At 61.2% G+C, this 15,377-nt stretch carries 14 protein-coding genes; 2 read left to right on the forward strand and 12 right to left on the reverse strand.

Features of this window, described 5'->3' with window-relative positions:
• Window positions 1–44 precede the first annotated feature (44 nt).
• The 4 genes from LRS06_RS17215 to LRS06_RS17230 all read right to left on the reverse strand — a co-directional run bounded on the left by LRS06_RS17215 (window position 45) and on the right by LRS06_RS17230 (window position 6,369).
• On the reverse strand, window positions 45–344 hold the full coding sequence (locus tag LRS06_RS17215; RefSeq protein WP_257872619.1) for a rhodanese-like domain-containing protein: 300 nt from the start codon (window positions 342–344) through the stop codon (window positions 45–47).
• 128 nt (window positions 345–472) lie between these two features.
• Window positions 473–2,332, reverse strand: a complete 1,860-nt coding sequence (locus tag LRS06_RS17220) for a T9SS type A sorting domain-containing protein (RefSeq protein WP_257872620.1) — start codon at window positions 2,330–2,332, stop codon at window positions 473–475.
• A 261-nt stretch (window positions 2,333–2,593) separates the two neighbouring features.
• A complete protein-coding gene (locus tag LRS06_RS17225; RefSeq protein WP_257872621.1) occupies window positions 2,594–3,379 on the reverse strand; it encodes a PASTA domain-containing protein in 786 nt (261 codons plus the stop codon).
• Between the two features lie 179 nt (window positions 3,380–3,558).
• On the reverse strand, window positions 3,559–6,369 hold the full coding sequence (locus tag LRS06_RS17230) for a D-alanine--D-alanine ligase (RefSeq protein ID WP_257872622.1): 2,811 nt from the start codon (window positions 6,367–6,369) through the stop codon (window positions 3,559–3,561).
• Window positions 6,370–6,514: 145 nt separating this feature from the next.
• On the opposite strand from LRS06_RS17230, the gene pgk reads away from it, so the two are divergent.
• A complete protein-coding gene (gene pgk / locus LRS06_RS17235; RefSeq protein ID WP_257872623.1) occupies window positions 6,515–7,699 on the forward strand; it encodes a phosphoglycerate kinase in 1,185 nt (394 codons plus the stop codon).
• A gap of 158 nt (window positions 7,700–7,857) precedes the next feature.
• Here pgk and LRS06_RS17240 read toward each other — a convergent pair whose 3' ends face one another.
• Genes LRS06_RS17240 through LRS06_RS17250 form a run of 3 tightly spaced genes read right to left on the reverse strand, consistent with a single transcriptional unit; the run spans window position 7,858 to window position 10,363 of the window.
• On the reverse strand, window positions 7,858–8,502 hold the full coding sequence (locus LRS06_RS17240; protein ID WP_257872624.1) for a hypothetical protein: 645 nt from the start codon (window positions 8,500–8,502) through the stop codon (window positions 7,858–7,860).
• A gap of 42 nt (window positions 8,503–8,544) precedes the next feature.
• Window positions 8,545–9,756, reverse strand: a complete 1,212-nt coding sequence (locus tag LRS06_RS17245) for a site-2 protease family protein (protein ID WP_257872625.1) — start codon at window positions 9,754–9,756, stop codon at window positions 8,545–8,547.
• On the reverse strand, window positions 9,701–10,363 hold the full coding sequence (locus LRS06_RS17250; RefSeq protein ID WP_257872626.1) for an HAD family phosphatase: 663 nt from the start codon (window positions 10,361–10,363) through the stop codon (window positions 9,701–9,703). The genes LRS06_RS17245 and LRS06_RS17250 overlap by 56 nt, the downstream gene beginning before the upstream one ends.
• A 143-nt stretch (window positions 10,364–10,506) precedes the next feature.
• On the opposite strand from LRS06_RS17250, the gene LRS06_RS17255 reads away from it, so the two are divergent.
• Entirely contained in the window at window positions 10,507–10,905 is a 399-nt protein-coding gene (locus LRS06_RS17255) for a hypothetical protein (RefSeq protein WP_257872627.1), read from the forward strand.
• Between the two features lie 384 nt (window positions 10,906–11,289).
• Here the strand turns inward: LRS06_RS17255 and bshB1 are convergent, their stop codons facing one another.
• Genes bshB1 through LRS06_RS17280 form a run of 5 tightly spaced genes read right to left on the reverse strand, consistent with a single transcriptional unit; the run spans window position 11,290 to window position 15,288 of the window.
• Window positions 11,290–12,024, reverse strand: a complete 735-nt coding sequence (gene bshB1 / locus LRS06_RS17260) for a bacillithiol biosynthesis deacetylase BshB1 (RefSeq protein ID WP_257872628.1) — start codon at window positions 12,022–12,024, stop codon at window positions 11,290–11,292.
• Between the two features lie 17 nt (window positions 12,025–12,041).
• The gene (locus LRS06_RS17265) at window positions 12,042–12,173 is read right to left on the reverse strand and encodes a hypothetical protein (protein WP_257872629.1); all 132 of its coding nucleotides are present in this window, start codon (window positions 12,171–12,173) and stop codon (window positions 12,042–12,044) included.
• Window positions 12,174–12,211: 38 nt separating this feature from the next.
• Entirely contained in the window at window positions 12,212–12,463 is a 252-nt protein-coding gene (locus LRS06_RS17270) for a carbonic anhydrase (protein ID WP_257872630.1), read from the reverse strand.
• 38 nt (window positions 12,464–12,501) lie between these two features.
• On the reverse strand, window positions 12,502–13,779 hold the full coding sequence (locus LRS06_RS17275) for a YeiH family protein (protein ID WP_257872631.1): 1,278 nt from the start codon (window positions 13,777–13,779) through the stop codon (window positions 12,502–12,504).
• A 33-nt stretch (window positions 13,780–13,812) separates the two neighbouring features.
• Window positions 13,813–15,288 (reverse strand): NAD(P)/FAD-dependent oxidoreductase, encoded by a 1,476-nt coding sequence (locus LRS06_RS17280; protein ID WP_257872632.1) that lies wholly within the window; start codon window positions 15,286–15,288, stop codon window positions 13,813–13,815.
• Window positions 15,289–15,377: the final 89 nt, after the last annotated feature.

Here is a 15,377-nt window from a genome sequence, read left to right on the forward strand (position 1 = left end):
AGCATAGTGCCGGGTCCCATACAGTCGCAGGAAAACAAAGCCGCTTAGGTCTGCTGGTAGGCCTGCATGCCGCCCAGCAGATTGCGCACGTTGCCAAAGCCCTGCTGGGTGAGAAATGCCTTGGCTGAGGCCGAGCGCCCCCCGCTTTTGCAGTGCACAATAACTTCCTGGTCTTTCAGATCCTCCAGTTCGTCGAGCTTGCCGGGCAGCTCGTTCAGGGGAATGTTGCGGCTGCCGTCGATGCGGGCTTCCTCATTTTCCCAGGTTTCGCGCACGTCGATGATGGTGGGCTTTTCGCCGGCGGCCTGGCGCTGTTTGAGTTCGGTAGGGGTGATATCAGCCATAAAAAGGCAAGGTGAAGGTGGCAGGTTAGAAAAATGGTGCTTCCTGGGAGCCGGAAAACCCCAGCTCAAAGGTGCGGATTTTAGCAGAAAGAGGCTGCCTGCCACTAGCTGTGGCCACCGCAACGAATTTAGCGCGTGAGCACCAGCCGACGTGTGACGCGGCCCGCGCCCGGCAGCTCCAGCTGCACCAGATACACCCCGGACGGTAGCCCCGTCAGGCGCAGCTCAGGTTGACCGGCCTCGGCGGCGGGCTGCTGCCACACCAGGCGGCCCAGCGCATCGAGCACGGTAGCGCGCAGGTAACGGCCCTGCACCCGCACCACCCCGGCGCTGGGGTTGGGATACAACGCTACCGTAGCGGCACCAGCCGCAGCCGTACCGGCCGTTATTACCCCCGACATCACCGGCCGCATCATGGGGGCGCCGGCGGGCGTGGTGCTGGTAGTCGTCCAGGCGTTTTGGGCCTGGTAGAACAGGTAATCCTGGGGAACGGTGCTGTTCAGATCCAGCCCAAACCGCACGAACTGGCCGATGGACGGCTGCCCGTAGCCCACCAGAAACGAGCCGCTCACGGGCACCGGGCTGGCGAATTTCACTTCGATAAACCCACTTTCCCCGGCCGTAGCGGGTACGTTGAGCGTAGCCGTGGCTTTAGCCTCAGGCTTGGGCTTGCCATCGGCCCCCAGCTCCCACACGGCTACCGTAATGCTGCGGCCGGCCGCGTTGGGCAGCTCAGGGTACAGCAGCACGCTTTTCACCTGGTCGGGGCGGTTGAGGTCGATGCGGTAAGCAAAATAGGAAAGGGGGCCATTGGACAAGGCTGGCAGGTTCACGGCCGCTTCGGGGGTGCCATCGTCGTAGGCGTAGTAGTCGGCCAGCTCCGTTACGCGCGAAATGGAGTCGTTGGGTTGCGTGAGCGGGTTGGTTTCCCGAGCGTCGAGCACCAGCGTGTGGCGGATGCGCTGGGGCCCGCCGGTCAGCAGCTGGCTTGCTACGGTGCGCAGGTTGCCGGTAATCGGGATTTGCCGGGAGTTGGCATCCACCGAGCGGTTGCCCGTCACGTACGGCAGCTCGGGGCCGTTGGGCAGACTCTGGGCCGTGCCGCGCCACTCAATGGGCGTCGGCTCGGGGCTCACGGCAAAGTTGTTGATGGTGGTAGTGGTCTGGTCGTTGAGCTCCTCGGCGGGGGAAGAAGCTGCGGCCAGCTGCACGGCCGGCATGCTGGCGTAGCGCTTCAGCAAAGACGAAAGCGGGGCGCTGGTGGCAAAGTCCAAAAAAGCCAGGTCGGTAGCCGAGCGGTTGCGGTCCAGGCGCACGTAGTCGATGCTCCAGGCGTCGCGGGTGAAGGCCTGGCTGCCGATGCTGTGCAGCCGGAATTGAAAGCCCGCGTGCAGATATTTCTCGTCGGTCACCGGAAATATTTCCTGCACAAACTCGGTGCGCTGACCCGTGCTCCGCTGCGTCCAGATGGTTTGCCAGATGTTGTTCTTATCCAGAAATTCCAGGCTCAGGGCCACGGTGCGCGAGGAGCTGGCCGCCGACGGAGCCCCCACGATGCTGCCCGCCTGCCAAAAAAAGCTTAGGTACACGTTCGAGCCCGCCGTTTGCCCGCTTAGGTCGATGGGCACGGAGGTCAGCGTGTCGGTGTCGCTGTACACGGTGGAGCTGCCGTAAGGGCTGCCATTGGCCCGCAGCCCGTCGAACGTGGCCACGTTGCGTGAGGGCGCCGCTACCGGAAATCGGTTGTTGACCAGCACGCCGCCCTTCGGCTCCCAGTGCTCGGCGTTGGGGTTGCCTTCGGACTGCTGGGCAAAGTCATCGAAGAATGGCAGCGCCAGGGCAGTCCGGCGAGCTGCCACGCCCCCGCGTGGAGTTGGCGCTTTGCGGGCCGGATCAGTTGAAAGTGGGCTGACCTCCTGCGCCCACGCGTGCTGGCCCGAGAGCAGGGCCGCCAGCAACACGCCATAAACAATAGAAATACGCTTCATCGTGGGCAAGTTACTGGATGGATGTGCTAATGTGGTTCTCGTGTCATGGCGAGCGGCGCGACGCCATCCATCCTGAACAGCACCAGACACAGGGTTTGCTCCGTCAATTCCTGGCGCTGGCCACGCTTCAGCGCATTTCAGGGCCTGGTACGTTGCCTAGGACGGATGGCGTCGCGCTGCTCGCCATGACACGAGAACCACTCAACGAAAAAAGCCCGCGGCCAGTGCGGCGGCGGGCTTTTTTCAGACAGAATAAGGGGCTTACTTCACTTCTTTGATGGGCGCTTCGCCGGCCACCCACAAATCTACCAGCTGGCCCGTGCGGATGGTAGCGCCGGGCGCTGATACCGGCCGCTGCCGCACCACGGTGCCTTCGGTCTGGCCCTCTTCGGGCGCCTGATAAAAGGTAGCACCCACCAGCAGGCCCTGGCCAGCCAGCAGGGTAGCGGCTTCATCGGCGGGCATATTCACTACGTTGGGCACCGGAAATTCCTGGTTGCCCTGTCCGTCGCCTACCACCAGGTCCACTTTTGTGCCTTTGGCAATAGGGGCGCCGGGCGCTATTTCCTTGCCGTTCACCAGTTGCTTGAGCACCGCGTTCTGAGCCAGATCAGGTACCAGCTGAATCTGACCTACGGTCAGATCATAGCTTTTCAGGATCATCTGGGCGTTTTTCACCGAGCCGTCCGTGAGCTTGGGCATCTTGATGACGGGTGGGTTTTTCATAGCCACCGCAATGTAGATTTTGCGGCCTTCCTTTACCCGGTCGCCGGGGCGCGGCTCCTGGGTGAGCACCGTGCCGGGCCGTACGGTGGCATCGTAGCTGCTGTCGTCCACGAAGTAGGCCAGGTTCCGCTCGTCGAGGTAATCCTCCAGAGCCTCCTGGTTCATGCCCGTGATTTTAGGCACCACAATGGTTTCGCCGTGGTTGGTGGTGAAGGGCAGATACACGTAGAAAAAGCCCAGCACCAGCAGGGCCACCAGCGCCGCAATGGCGGCCAGGTGCTTCACTACATCCAGGGGCGTATCCGATTTAAAGAAAGACATGATAGAAAAGGAGGTAGAAGGCGCGAGTAGCTGGCAAAGCTAGGAATTTGGCAGCTATGCCGGAGAGAAGCCAGCAGAGTTTCAATTGATGCTGTCATTCCGAGCAAAGCGAGGAATCTGGGGTTATCCTTCACCGGCTTACCTCAGATTCCTCGCTTTGCTCGGAATGACAGTTTTGGTTACACCTGAGCCTTTTCCGTGCGCTGCTTGCCGAACTCCAGAATCCGGTCGATGAAGTCGTAGGGCGTGTAGCCGGCCAGGGCAGTCTGGTGGAAGATGCAGGTGGCGGGCGTCATGCCGGGCAGGGAGTTTACCTCGATGATAATCACCTCCACGGCTCCGGTCTGGCGCACCCGCACAAACGCATCGATGCGGGCGTAGCCCTGAATATTCAGGATTTCAGCCACCCGGCGCAGCTCCTTCTTCACTTCCTCCGATACGCGCTGGCGCTCCGTGAGGTCGGCGGCGTAGCGGGCCGGGGTAATGTTCTGGCCTTCGCCGGCCAGGAATTTTTCTTCCAGGCTCAGCACCTCGCCGGTCGCCAGGGCCTCGGACGCCTCAAACACCTCAATTTTCAGCTCTCCGGTCTCGTCCCAGTGCGTGAGCAGGCCACCGGTCACTTCCAGGAAGTGGGCCGCGCCGTCGCGGTCAATCAGGGTTTCTACCAGGAAGGCTTCCTTCTGCGGAAATTCCTCCTTGAAGCCCAGGCTGAGCGTGGTGGCTTCGGCGGGCATCAGGTCTTCCTGCTCCCGGAAAATCAGGTGGGTGAAGGCTTCCAGCTCCGCCCGGTTCTTGATTTTCTTCACGGCCGAGGAACAGCCGTCGTCGGCGGGCTTGGCGATGAAGGGGTAGGGGAACTGCGTTTCCAGGCTGCGGTAGAAGACTTCCGCGTCGGCGTCCCACTCCAGGCGGTTGGCCATGCGGTGCTCGGCCACGCGCAGGCCCGCTTCGCGCAGGCGCTTGTTGGTTTCGAACTTGTTGATGGTGATGCTGGAGCTTTCGACGCCCGAGCCGTTGTAGGGCAGGCCGAACTTTTCCAGCTCCCGCTGCAGGGCGCCGTCCTCCCCGGGGCGCCCGTGCAGGGCAATGAACACCTCATCTACCATGCCCGCCAGCTCCTCAAACGACACGCGCCGGGGCTGGGCCGTGGGCTGACCGGCGTAGGTGCTGGTAATGGCCGAGGCCTCCCGGCGGATGCGCTCCAGAATAGGATGCAGACCGTGGCCCGTTTCCATGTGCTCCACTTTTTCGCGGATGTCGTCGGCATTGTCCTTGAGCATCACGTTGATCGGCAGCACATAGAGGCGAAACTCCTGGCTGTTGCCGGTCAGGAACACCGGCACCGGCTCGTACTTGACACTGGAACTGAGCTTCTCGAAGATGTTGCGGCCGCTTTCCACCGAAATATGCCGCTCCGAGGAGTAGCCGCCCATTATCACGGCCACCTTGGTGCGGGTGCGATCCTCCGAAGCCCGGGCCGCCACAGCAGTATCCAACTGCGCCAGCAAACCCGCCAGCTTCACCGGTCGCAGCCCGGCCCGCCGCCGCGCTGCCAACGAAGTGCGAATCAAATAGGTGAGAAACTGCGAGGGGTTCAGCCCGATTTCGGCGGCCTGGTGGAAAAAGAACGAAGCCGGCAGCATGCCCGACGTAGTGTTCGGGTCGTTGAGGAATAGCTGAGTTTCTGGTTTCTGGTTTCTGGTTTCTGGTTGGTCGCTTGAACTGGCAACTAGCAACGAGGAACCAGAAACTATAAACCCGTCGAGGCGGGCATATACTTGGAAGCCGAAGGTGCGGAACATTTCCTCGCAGGCTTCCCGGATGCGCTGAATTTCCGCTTCAGGCAGGTCAATAGGCGTAATTTTGCGCGCCAGGCCGGGCAGGTATTTCGAGCGGTAGTCGAACATTTCCTCGCCCTTTACAATCTCCGTGGGCGGCAGGGCCAGCGGCTGCCCGCTGGGGTCTTCCACCACGATGCACGAAAACTCGCGGCCCTGCACGAAGCTTTCCACCAGCACCTGAGTTTCGCCCTCCACGCTGGTCAGGCGCACCGCCTCGGCGGTTTGCAGCCGCTCATTCAGCGCATTCAGCAGCTGCTCGGGCTGGTAAATCAGTTGAGTTTCTGGTTTCCGGTTTCTGGTTTCTGGTTGGTCGCTCGAACTAGCAACTAGCAACGAGGAACTAGAAACTACAACGGGCAGACCGATACCCTCGCGGATATCCACCAGCTGCTGCAGCCACACGGTTTTCTGCGGGTCCGACAGCGCCTGCCACTCTGCTTGTGATACAGTTTTGTGGAACAGGCTGCGCTCTACGGCCGTGGCAAACTTGGCTACATCGGCTTCGCGCAGGATGCTGATGCCAATGCTGCTGCCCTGGCGTGGGGCTTTGAACACGAGCGGCAACCCCAGCTCCCGCACTAGGTAATCCAGGGTGGCCTGGGGGGCGGCCACATCCCATTCTTCGGCAGTGATAAGGCGGAAGTCGGGCGTGGGGCGGTTGAGGGCTTTGAGCAGCTTTTTCTGGGCAATTTTATCGATGCCGAAGGCTGAGGGCAGAATGCCGGAGCCCGAGTACGGAATGCCGTACCACTCCAGCAGGCCCTGAATGGCCCCATCCTCGCCGCCCGGGCCGTGCAAAGCCAGGAAGGCGAAGTCCATAAGGCCGGCCAGCTCCCGGGGCTCCACGCGGCGGCCAACTTCGGAGATGATGCGGTCCTGCTCATCCTGGCTCAGCTTGCCCAGGCTTTCGAAGTACATCTGCACCGGCAGCACCGCGGGCGGCAGCGCCGACACGGGCGGGTAGAAGTCCCGGATAGTACCTTTATAGATGTATTCCCACTCCAGCTGAATGAAGTTGCCGCGGCTGTCCACAAATATGGGCACGGCCTCAAACAAGGACTTATCCAGATTATCGTACACGGTGCGGCCGCCCGCGAAGCTGATTTCCCGCTCGCGCGACGGGCCACCGAAGAAGATGCCAATTTTCATATCAAGGGCAAAGGTAAAACATCTGTCATTGCAAGAAGGCACAACAAACCAAAGGCGGATGTATCCCCTGGTAATGACAACTACTCACCGGTCGCGTGTCACCTCATTACCTATCTTCGCCCCAGCCAAACCCAATTCCTGTTCCATGAAAACCCTCGATCAGTACAACTTCGCCGGCAAGCGCGCCGTGGTGCGCGTAGATTTCAACGTGCCGCTCGACAAAAGCTTCGCCATCACCGACGATACCCGCATCCGGGCCGCTACGCCCACTATCCGGAAAATCCTGGCTGATGGCGGCTCGGTCGTGCTGCTCTCGCACCTGGGCCGGCCCAAAGGTGGCCCCGAGGATAAGTACTCGCTCAAGCACATTGTAGCCCGCCTGGGTGAGGAGTACGGACAGGAAGTACAGTTCGCGACCGATGCGCTGGACGCCGAAGCGCAGGCCCAGGCCCTGCAGCCCGGCCAGATTCTGCTGGTCGAAAACGTGCGCTTCTACGGCGAGGAAGAGAAAGGCAATGCTGAATTTGCCGCCAAGCTGGCCAAGCTCGGCGACGTGTACGTGAACGACGCCTTCGGGGCGGCCCACCGCAAGCACGCCTCCACGGCCGTTATTGCCGAGTCGTTTGCCGCCGAGGACCGCGTGGGCGGCTACCTGCTGCAGGGCGAGCTGGACAACGCCAAAAAAGTGCTGGAAGAGGCCGAGCGTCCCTTCACCGCCATCATGGGTGGAGCCAAGATTTCCGACAAAATCCTCATCATCGAAAAGCTGCTCGATAAAGTCGACAACTTGCTCATCGGGGGTGGCATGGCCTACACCTTCGCCAAAGCGCAGGGCGGCAGCATCGGCAACTCGCTGCTGGAGGCCGACAAGATGGACCTGGCGCTGGAACTGATTGAAAAAGCCAAAGCCAAAGGCGTGAATCTGCTGCTGCCCACCGACAGCCTTATTGCCGACAAGTTTGCCAACGACGCCGAAACGAAAGTGACGCCAAACAACCAGATTCCCGACGGCTGGATGGGCCTCGACCTCGGTCCCGACTCCATCAAGGCATTCAGCGAGGTGGTGCGCAACTCTAAAACCATCCTCTGGAACGGTCCGATGGGCGTGTTTGAAATGAGCAACTTCGCCAAAGGCACCGAAACCATAGCCCAGGCCATTGCCGATGCCACCGAGCAGGGCGCCTTCAGCCTCATCGGCGGCGGCGACTCGGCAGCGGCTGTCAACCAGCTTGGTTTCTCGGAGAAAGTCAGCTACATCAGCACCGGCGGCGGCGCCCTTTTGGAGTACATGGAAGGCAAAGAGCTTCCCGGCGTTACGGCTCTGGGGTAGGTTTAAAACTTAGAGCTTAGAACTGAGAAGTTAGAACTTAGAGCCAAGAGAAGAGCGGCGCTTATCGTTCGCTGGCGCGTTGCCAGAACGATAAGCGCCGCTCATTCGCTTTAGTGTAGCTTCATGATTCTAAGTTCTAACGTCTCAGCTCTAAGCTCTCAATTCAAATACGGTGTTTCCAGGTCCTGGCCCATGAGCTTGATGGAGTCCAGCGACAGGCGGCCGGTGAGGCGGGTGCTGAGCGTGCGCAGCTCCTTTTCCGACAGCACATTGAGGTGGTGCAGCCAGTTGAGGCGGTGCAGCTGCAGCTCGATAGGTCCCAGTGGGTTTACCTGGGCGTATTCGTCGCGCAGGTAGCCGTGGGCGCGGCGGCGCAGCTCATCGGTGAAATTTACCAGTGCGTCGCGGCGGCCGGGCTGGTCGCGCAGCGTCAGGCGCAGGCGGTTGGTGCTGAGCGTTACGCTCCGGCCCAGGTACCGGCGCCCCAGGTATACCAGGCTCAGGCCCGCGCCAAACGCCAGCACGGCTACCCATTCGGCCAAGCCCGCCCCATGCTGCATAGCATGAATGCCAAACTGTACCCCCAGCCACATAAGCACCCACAGCAGAGGCCGGGGCAACGCCAGCGGGCCGGGCACGGCATATTCCAGCGTCACGGGCAGCAGCTCTTCGTAGGGAATTTCGCTTTCCAGCCACGCTACCCCGTTGCGCCGCCGCTGGCTCACATACAGCCCATGCCGCCGCAGTACCAGCAGCGTAGTGCCCCGCAGCAGATTTGATTGAGAAAATTGCAGAAACGTCATGAAAAATGCCGGTGCGGCAGACGCGCACCCAGCGGATAAAAACTAAGAACTAAACGGCGAAGGCGTAAAGCACAGCACAAAAATAAGCAGCATCAGCCAGCCCAGCACCTTGCGGCCGGCACTAAGTGGCCGCTCATCGGGGGCCGGCGGGTGGTAGATGCCCGTGAGCGTACCCAGCAGCAGCCCAAACGCCAGCCAGCCCGGCTGCCCCTGCAGCCCCGGTACCGCCGAGGACAGGGCCACCTGCGCGGCCCACACGGCCGCCGCCAGCAGCAGCCCGCGCCGGGGCGTGGGCAGGGCCTTGCGGAACACCAGAAACAGATACAGCGCATAGGGCCCGCCCCAGTACAGCCAGGTTTCGGCGCTGGTCGTGAGCGTAAACAGCCCCAGCCCGGCGTAAAAAATGAAGGCCACGAACAGGGCCGCCGACAGCCGGTTGGCCCGCCGAAAGCCCAGCAGCCCGTACAGAATGTGCCCTCCATCGAGCTGGCCGATAGGCACCAGGTTAAGGGCAGTGAAAAACAACGACAGCGCCCCCGCCAGCAGCACCGGGTAATGCATCAGCTCGTTGGGGTGGGGCAGCCGGGTTGGATCCGCAAACACGTATTCCAGCGCCTGGTACAGCAGCGGCCTGGCCAGGGTGAAAGTATTGCCAAAATCCTCATGGTCGTAAAATTCTTCGACCGGAATAGAAGTTAGTGGCGGCAGATGCGTGAAGCCGTAGATCAGCACGGGTACGGCCACCAGGAACCCGGCCAGTGGCCCGGCCAGGCCTACATCGAAATACTCCCGCCGCGAGTAGATGCGGTCCTTGATGCGGATAACCGCCCCAAACGTGCCCAGGGTGTTAAAGAAACCGGTGAAAAACGGAATATAGTACGGCAGCGAGGTGCGGATATGGTTGCGGCGGGCCGTGAAGTAGTGCCCGAACTCATGCACCGTCAGCACCCCCAGAAACGGCACCGAAAACCACAGTCCCTGCAAGATTTCGGCCGGCGTGAGCCAGCCTGTCAGCTTGAAGTCATCACCCTGGATAAAAAAGACCTTGCCCGTCAGCCACTCAGCCCCGGCCAGCGTGGTAGTAGTAAGAGTAACGAGGAAGAGCAGTAGGTGCAGCGCGTACCGCTGCCAGCGGGGCCGCTCGGTCTGCTCGTAGTCGGGGAAATCTACGGGTGCTGCTTCGGCCGGAGTGGGTGCGTCAGGGAAGGGGAGAGGCAGCGGGGCGGAAGGCTCGGAGGGCGTCGGGGAGGGCATCGGTGAGGGTAAGGGGCGGAGCCAGAAACAGCGTGTGCAGCCCCAGCCGCCGCGCCGTTTCGATGTGCTGAGAACTGTCCTCGATGAAAAGAGTTTCCCCGGCCTGCCAGTTCATTTCGCGTAGGGCGTGCCGGAAAATTTCTTCGCCCGGCTTGCGCAGCCCTACCTCTTGGGAGTAAAACACCCAGTCGAGGCAGTCGGCAATGCCGTGCTCCAAGCCATACTGGGTTTTGAGCCGCCGGTTGATTTCCTCGATATGAATCTGGTTGGTGTTGGAAAGCAGCGCGGTTTCGTGGCCCTGGGCGCGCAGCCCGGCAAGGTAGGCCAGGCGCTCGGCCGGGACATCCAGCAGCATGGCATTCCAGGCGGCGTCCAGCTCTTCGTCGGTAGCTTCCAGCTCGTAGTGTGTGCGTAGGCCCTCCCGGAAGGCCGCGGGCGTGAGGCGGCCGGTTTCCATCAAGTCAAACAGTTCGGCCTGGGCAGCCTGCGTGAAAGCAATGGTGCTGCCGCTGCGGTGCAGGCGGGCCATGGCATCCAGGGTGCGCTGATAGTCGATGTTGATGATGACACCGCCAAAGTCAAACAGCAGATTGGGTTTCTGGGCCATAAAACGGGTAAAGGTTGGAAATCTGACCGCGAAGTACGTAGTTTGCATTGTCGTAGCCAACCTTACTAAGGGACGTTGCGCACTGGGCCTATAGCTCAATCGGTTAGAGCAGCTGACTCATCAACTAGCGTTCTTTGAATTGAATGAAGCGGTGTGTGGTTTGTGAAAAACCGATAGCAGGTAAGCAGCAAGACCACTACTATCGGGTAAAAGCACAAACCAACACCTATCACTCCCAAACGGTCAGGTCGCTGAAGCGCAAGCTTGAGTTGATTGAGCGGCTGGGTGGTGGTTGCCGGAAGTGTGGCTATCGTACCAACATAGCCGCGCTGCATTTCCATCACTCCGACCCGAATACCAAGCGCATGAAACTTGACATGCGCGTGTTATCAAATCGGAACTGGGAGGTGATTGTTGCCGAAGCAAGTAAATGCGAGCTGCTTTGCTCAAATTGTCATGCCGAAGCGCATCACCCGGAGCTAGTGCTTTCTACAATTCAACAACTGCTAAGCGGTGCCTCCCGGCAGGAAACTACGGGATGAGCAGGGGGTTAACTCAGGGAAACCTGTTCGGTGAGTAAATGGCTCCCGATGGCAATCCTGAGCCAAGCCGGGGAACGGTCATGAAAGTACCCGGAAGGTGCAGAGACTAGGAAGTGAGCAGACCATGCAATACGCTTCCATCAACGCCCCCCACCTACGTTTGCCTTGCGGCAGATAGGGTGATGAGATAGTCCAACTACTTCGGGAAACCGGAGGAAAGTGAATCAGCAGGTCACTGGTTCGATTCCAGTTGGGCCCACAAAAAACCGGATAGAAGATCTGCTGAGGTCTTTTATCCGGTTTTTCGTTTTAGGCGGTTGCTGGGTGGCGGAATACCGAGTAGCAAGCGGTGCCAGTGCCCAGAAGTAAACCAGGCCATTCAACTCAGCGCAGCAGAAACAGGTCATCTATGCCCATGGGCCGGCGGCTGGTGTAGCCTTCCGCAAACTGTACCCTGATGTAGCTACCCAACTCCCGGTTACGGGCTTCCAGGATACTCAAAAAGTCGGGCGAGGAAATGTAGGTCTTCACCTCGTCAGTGGCGTACTCGGGGTGGTAGAACTGACTTCGGAAAGCAGTGAGGGCCTCCAGCTTCTGTTCCCAGAAATCAGAAATATCCACCACGATGTCGGGGCGGACGTAGCTGTTGTGGATGGCCTGGAGCAGCAGCCGGGGCCGCCAGGGCGCCTGCGCCCGGCCTTCCCACTCGGTCTGAACTTTGGGCAAACCCGCCAGAAAAGCGGCGTCGTGCACCAAGTCGGCGGCGCGGCCGTGGTCGGGGTGCCGGTCAATGTTGGGATTAGTCAGAATCAACTCGGGCTGAAAGCGGCGGATAACCTCGATAACGCGGCGCTGGTGCTCTTCGTCGTTGCGGAAAAACCCGTCGCGCATGCGCAGGTTTTCGCGCACGTGCAGGCCCAGGATGCGGGCCGCTTCGGCTGCTTCCTCGTCGCGCAGCTCGGCCGAGCCGCGGGAACCCAGCTCGCCCCGCGTCAAATCCACCACGCCCACTTTTCGCCCGGCCGCGGCATGGCGCAGCAGCGTGCCGGCGCAGCCCAGCTCGGCATCGTCGGGGTGAGCGGCCAGCATCAGCAAATCAAGCTTCATATCAACGTCCATAAACAAAAAGCAAACGGCTAGCGCACGAGGTGGCCTCCGGGCTGTACCTCCAGCAGCTGATTGTGGCGCACATCGTACACGTAGCCAAACACCTGCACCTCAGCCGGGAGATGCGGGTGCTGCTTAACGCGGGCCAGATCCGCGGCCACTGCCTTCGTAAGGTCCGAAAAAGAAGTTGGAGCCGGAACTACGGCCGTTGGACCGGCGCTGGAAAGCACGGCAGCCAGCGCCTCATCCAGCAGTCGGTGTGCTGGATGAGAAACCATTCTCGCGTGCCCAGCACCTGGTGGGAGAGCAGCAGGGCCTGCAGCGTTTCATCGGTAACGCGGCCGCCGGCGTTGCGCAGCACGTGGGCGCTGCCTTCGGGCACGCCCAGCAGGCGTGTGGGGTCGAGACGGGCATCCATGCAGGTAAGAATAGCGAAACGGCGGGTGGGCACAGCGGAGAGGATTAGAAAGAAAATCGGCCCATTCCGGGCTAACGGAACAGGAAATAGGCAATCAGCAGCGTGATAAAGATGTTGAAGGTCTGCGCCAGCAGGAAGGCGTAGAGCGGCTTCTTGTTTTCGTGCTTGAACAGGTCCTTAAAGTTCGTTTCCAGCCCGATGCTGGTGAAGGCCAGCGCAAACCACAGCCCCTGGGCACTCTTCAGCCCGCCCTTCACGGCCTCAGTTGTTTCGGGGGCCAGCACGAAGGAGAACAGCAGCGAAGCGGCCACAAAGCCCAGCACAAACTTGGGAAACCGCTCCCAGATGACGCCCAGCGTGGGTTTGGTGCCCGGCTCGGTGGCGTTGGGGTGTTGGGTGTAGGTCCAGTACATGGAAATGGCGAAAGCGGCCACGCCCAGCAGCACGTTCTGCGAAAACTTGACGATGGTGCTGATTTTCAGCGCTTCTTCGCCTACCAGCGTGCCCGAGGCCACTACGGCGCCGGTGGTATCGATGCTGCCGCCGAGCCAGGCCCCGGTGACCTGCTGCGAAAGACCCAGCCAGTGCGCGGCGTAGGGCATGAGCAGCATCATGGGAATGGCCGTGATGAGCACCAGGGAAATGACGTAGGAAAGCTTCTTGGCGTCGCCCTTAATGGCTCCCGACGTGGCAATGGCCGCCGACACCCCGCAAATAGACACGGCGCTGGAAATCATCATCGTCAGCTCCTCATCCACGCCCAGCCGGCGGCACAGCCAGAAGGCAAAGTACCACACCGCCAGCACTACCACCAGCGCCTGAACCAGCCCCAGTGAGCCAGCCTTCAGAATGTCGGTAAAGATGACGCTCGTGCCCAGCAGCACCAATCCGATTTTTACGAACAGCTCGGTGCTGAGCGTGGCCCGCAGCCAGTCGGGCAGCCCAAGCAGGTTGCCGATGAGCAGACCAGCCAGCAAGCTGAAAATAACGGCTTCCAGCCCCAGACTGCGAGCCGTCTTGCTGCCGGCAGCTATCAGCGCCACCAGTGTGAGCAGGTATACAATGGGAAACCCTAGGGCATAATTCTTCAGGGAGCGGTTGGTGAGCCAGGCCCCCACCGCGCCGACAGCCGCCAGATACACAAACTGGGTTAGGATCAGCTGCAGATTGGCCGGACTGAGCACTTTGCCGGTCAGGTCGGCAGCGGAGTCCCAACTGAACACGGGTACGGCGAAGGGCAAACCGGACAGGGAAAGCCCAATCAGCAGGGCGCCCAGCACCACTACCACCCAGTCTTCGTGCAGGCTGAAAGTGGATGCGACCGGAACGGTTTTAACGGCAGTTGACATACTTGAAAAGAAAAGACGAAGAGAGAAAAAGGATTAGCGGCTGGCCGGGGCCAAAGGGGCTTCGTGGTACAGGGGCGCGGCTTCCAGCTGAAACACGTCCCGCAGGGCGCGGCGGGCGGCGTGGTAGCCGCACATGCCGTGCACCCCGCCGCCGGGAGGAGTGGCCGAGGAGCACAGATACAGCCCGGTCTTTGAGGTTCGATAGGGTGAGGCGCGCAGCGCGGGCCGGGTAAACAGCTGGCTGATATCCAGCCGCCCGCCGTTAATGTCGCCGCCCACGTAGTTGGGGTTGTAGGCTTCGAGTTGGGCCGTATTGAAGGTGTGCCGGCCGATGATCAGGTCCTGAAAGCCCGGGGCAAAGCGCTCCACTTGCTGCTCGATGCGGGTGGTCATGTCTTGCGTGGAGCCGTTCGGGACGTGGCAGTAGGCCCAGGCGGTGTGCTGGCCGGCCGGGGCGCGGGTGTTGTCGAAAAGGCTCTGCTGGGCCAGCAGCACGAAGGGCTTTTCGGGGTGCGCGCCGTTGGCGGTGGCTTTTTCGCTGGCCGCAATTTCCTCCTGGGTGCCGCCCAGGTGCACCGTGCCGGCCTGGCGGCCCTCGGCGGCCGTGAAGGGAATCGGTCCATCCAGCGCCCAGTCCACTTTAAACACACCCATGCCGTAGCGGTAGCGTCGCAGCTGCCACTGGTACACCGCCGACAGATCGTGGCCAGAAATCTGCAGCAATTGGGCGGGCGTCACGTCGAAAAGCACGGCTTTGGCGGAGGGCAGCTGGGCCAGGGCGCGGACGTAGGTGCCGGTTTCAATCTGCCCGCCCAGGGCCACGAAGTGCGCAGCCAGGGCGTCGGCAATGGACTGGGAGCCGCCTTTGGGCAGCGGCCAGCCTTTGCGGTGGGCCGCCGCCAACAGCACCAGCCCAATGGCCGAAGTAGTGAGGTTGCCGAGCGGCTGAATGGCGTGGGCGGCCATGCCGGCAAACAGCCCCCGGGCTTCTTTGGTCTGGAAGTGCCGGGCCAGCAGCGTGGCCGGCTGCAGGGCCGACAAGCCAAACCGTGCCATGTCCAGCGGGTGCTTCGGGAAACGCAGTGGGGCCAGCACGTCGTTGGCAATGCGGGGCCAGCTGGCTACCACCGGCTCCAGCAGCTGCCGGTACGCCTGCTCATCGGCCCCCAGGCTTTGCGCCGTAGCCGCCAGGGAGTTGACTACTGATGCGGCCGTGCCATTATCGAATGGATGAGCGGCGGCTACGGGCGGGGTAATGTATTCCAGCCCGTACTGCGCCAGCGGCAGCATCTGAAAAAACGGGGAGCCCGCCGCCAGCGGGTGAATGGCCGAGCAGATGTCGTGGCGAAAGCCGGGCAAAGTCAGCTCGGCCGTGCGCAGGCCGCCACCCAGCTTGTTTTTGCCTTCGAGCAGCAGCACCCGCAAACCGGCCTGCTGCAGCACAATGGCCGCCGCCAACCCGTTCGGGCCCGAGCCCACTACCACCGCATCATACTCAGGTTTGCTCATAGGTGAAATGGTGAAGTTGTGAAATAGTGAGTTTTTGAGGATTGAAATAGGCGTTTAAACCCGATTGCCACCTTTCGTCTGCATCTGCC

Source organism: Hymenobacter sp. J193 (assembly GCF_024700075.1).
Lineage (GTDB): Bacteria > Bacteroidota > Bacteroidia > Cytophagales > Hymenobacteraceae > Hymenobacter.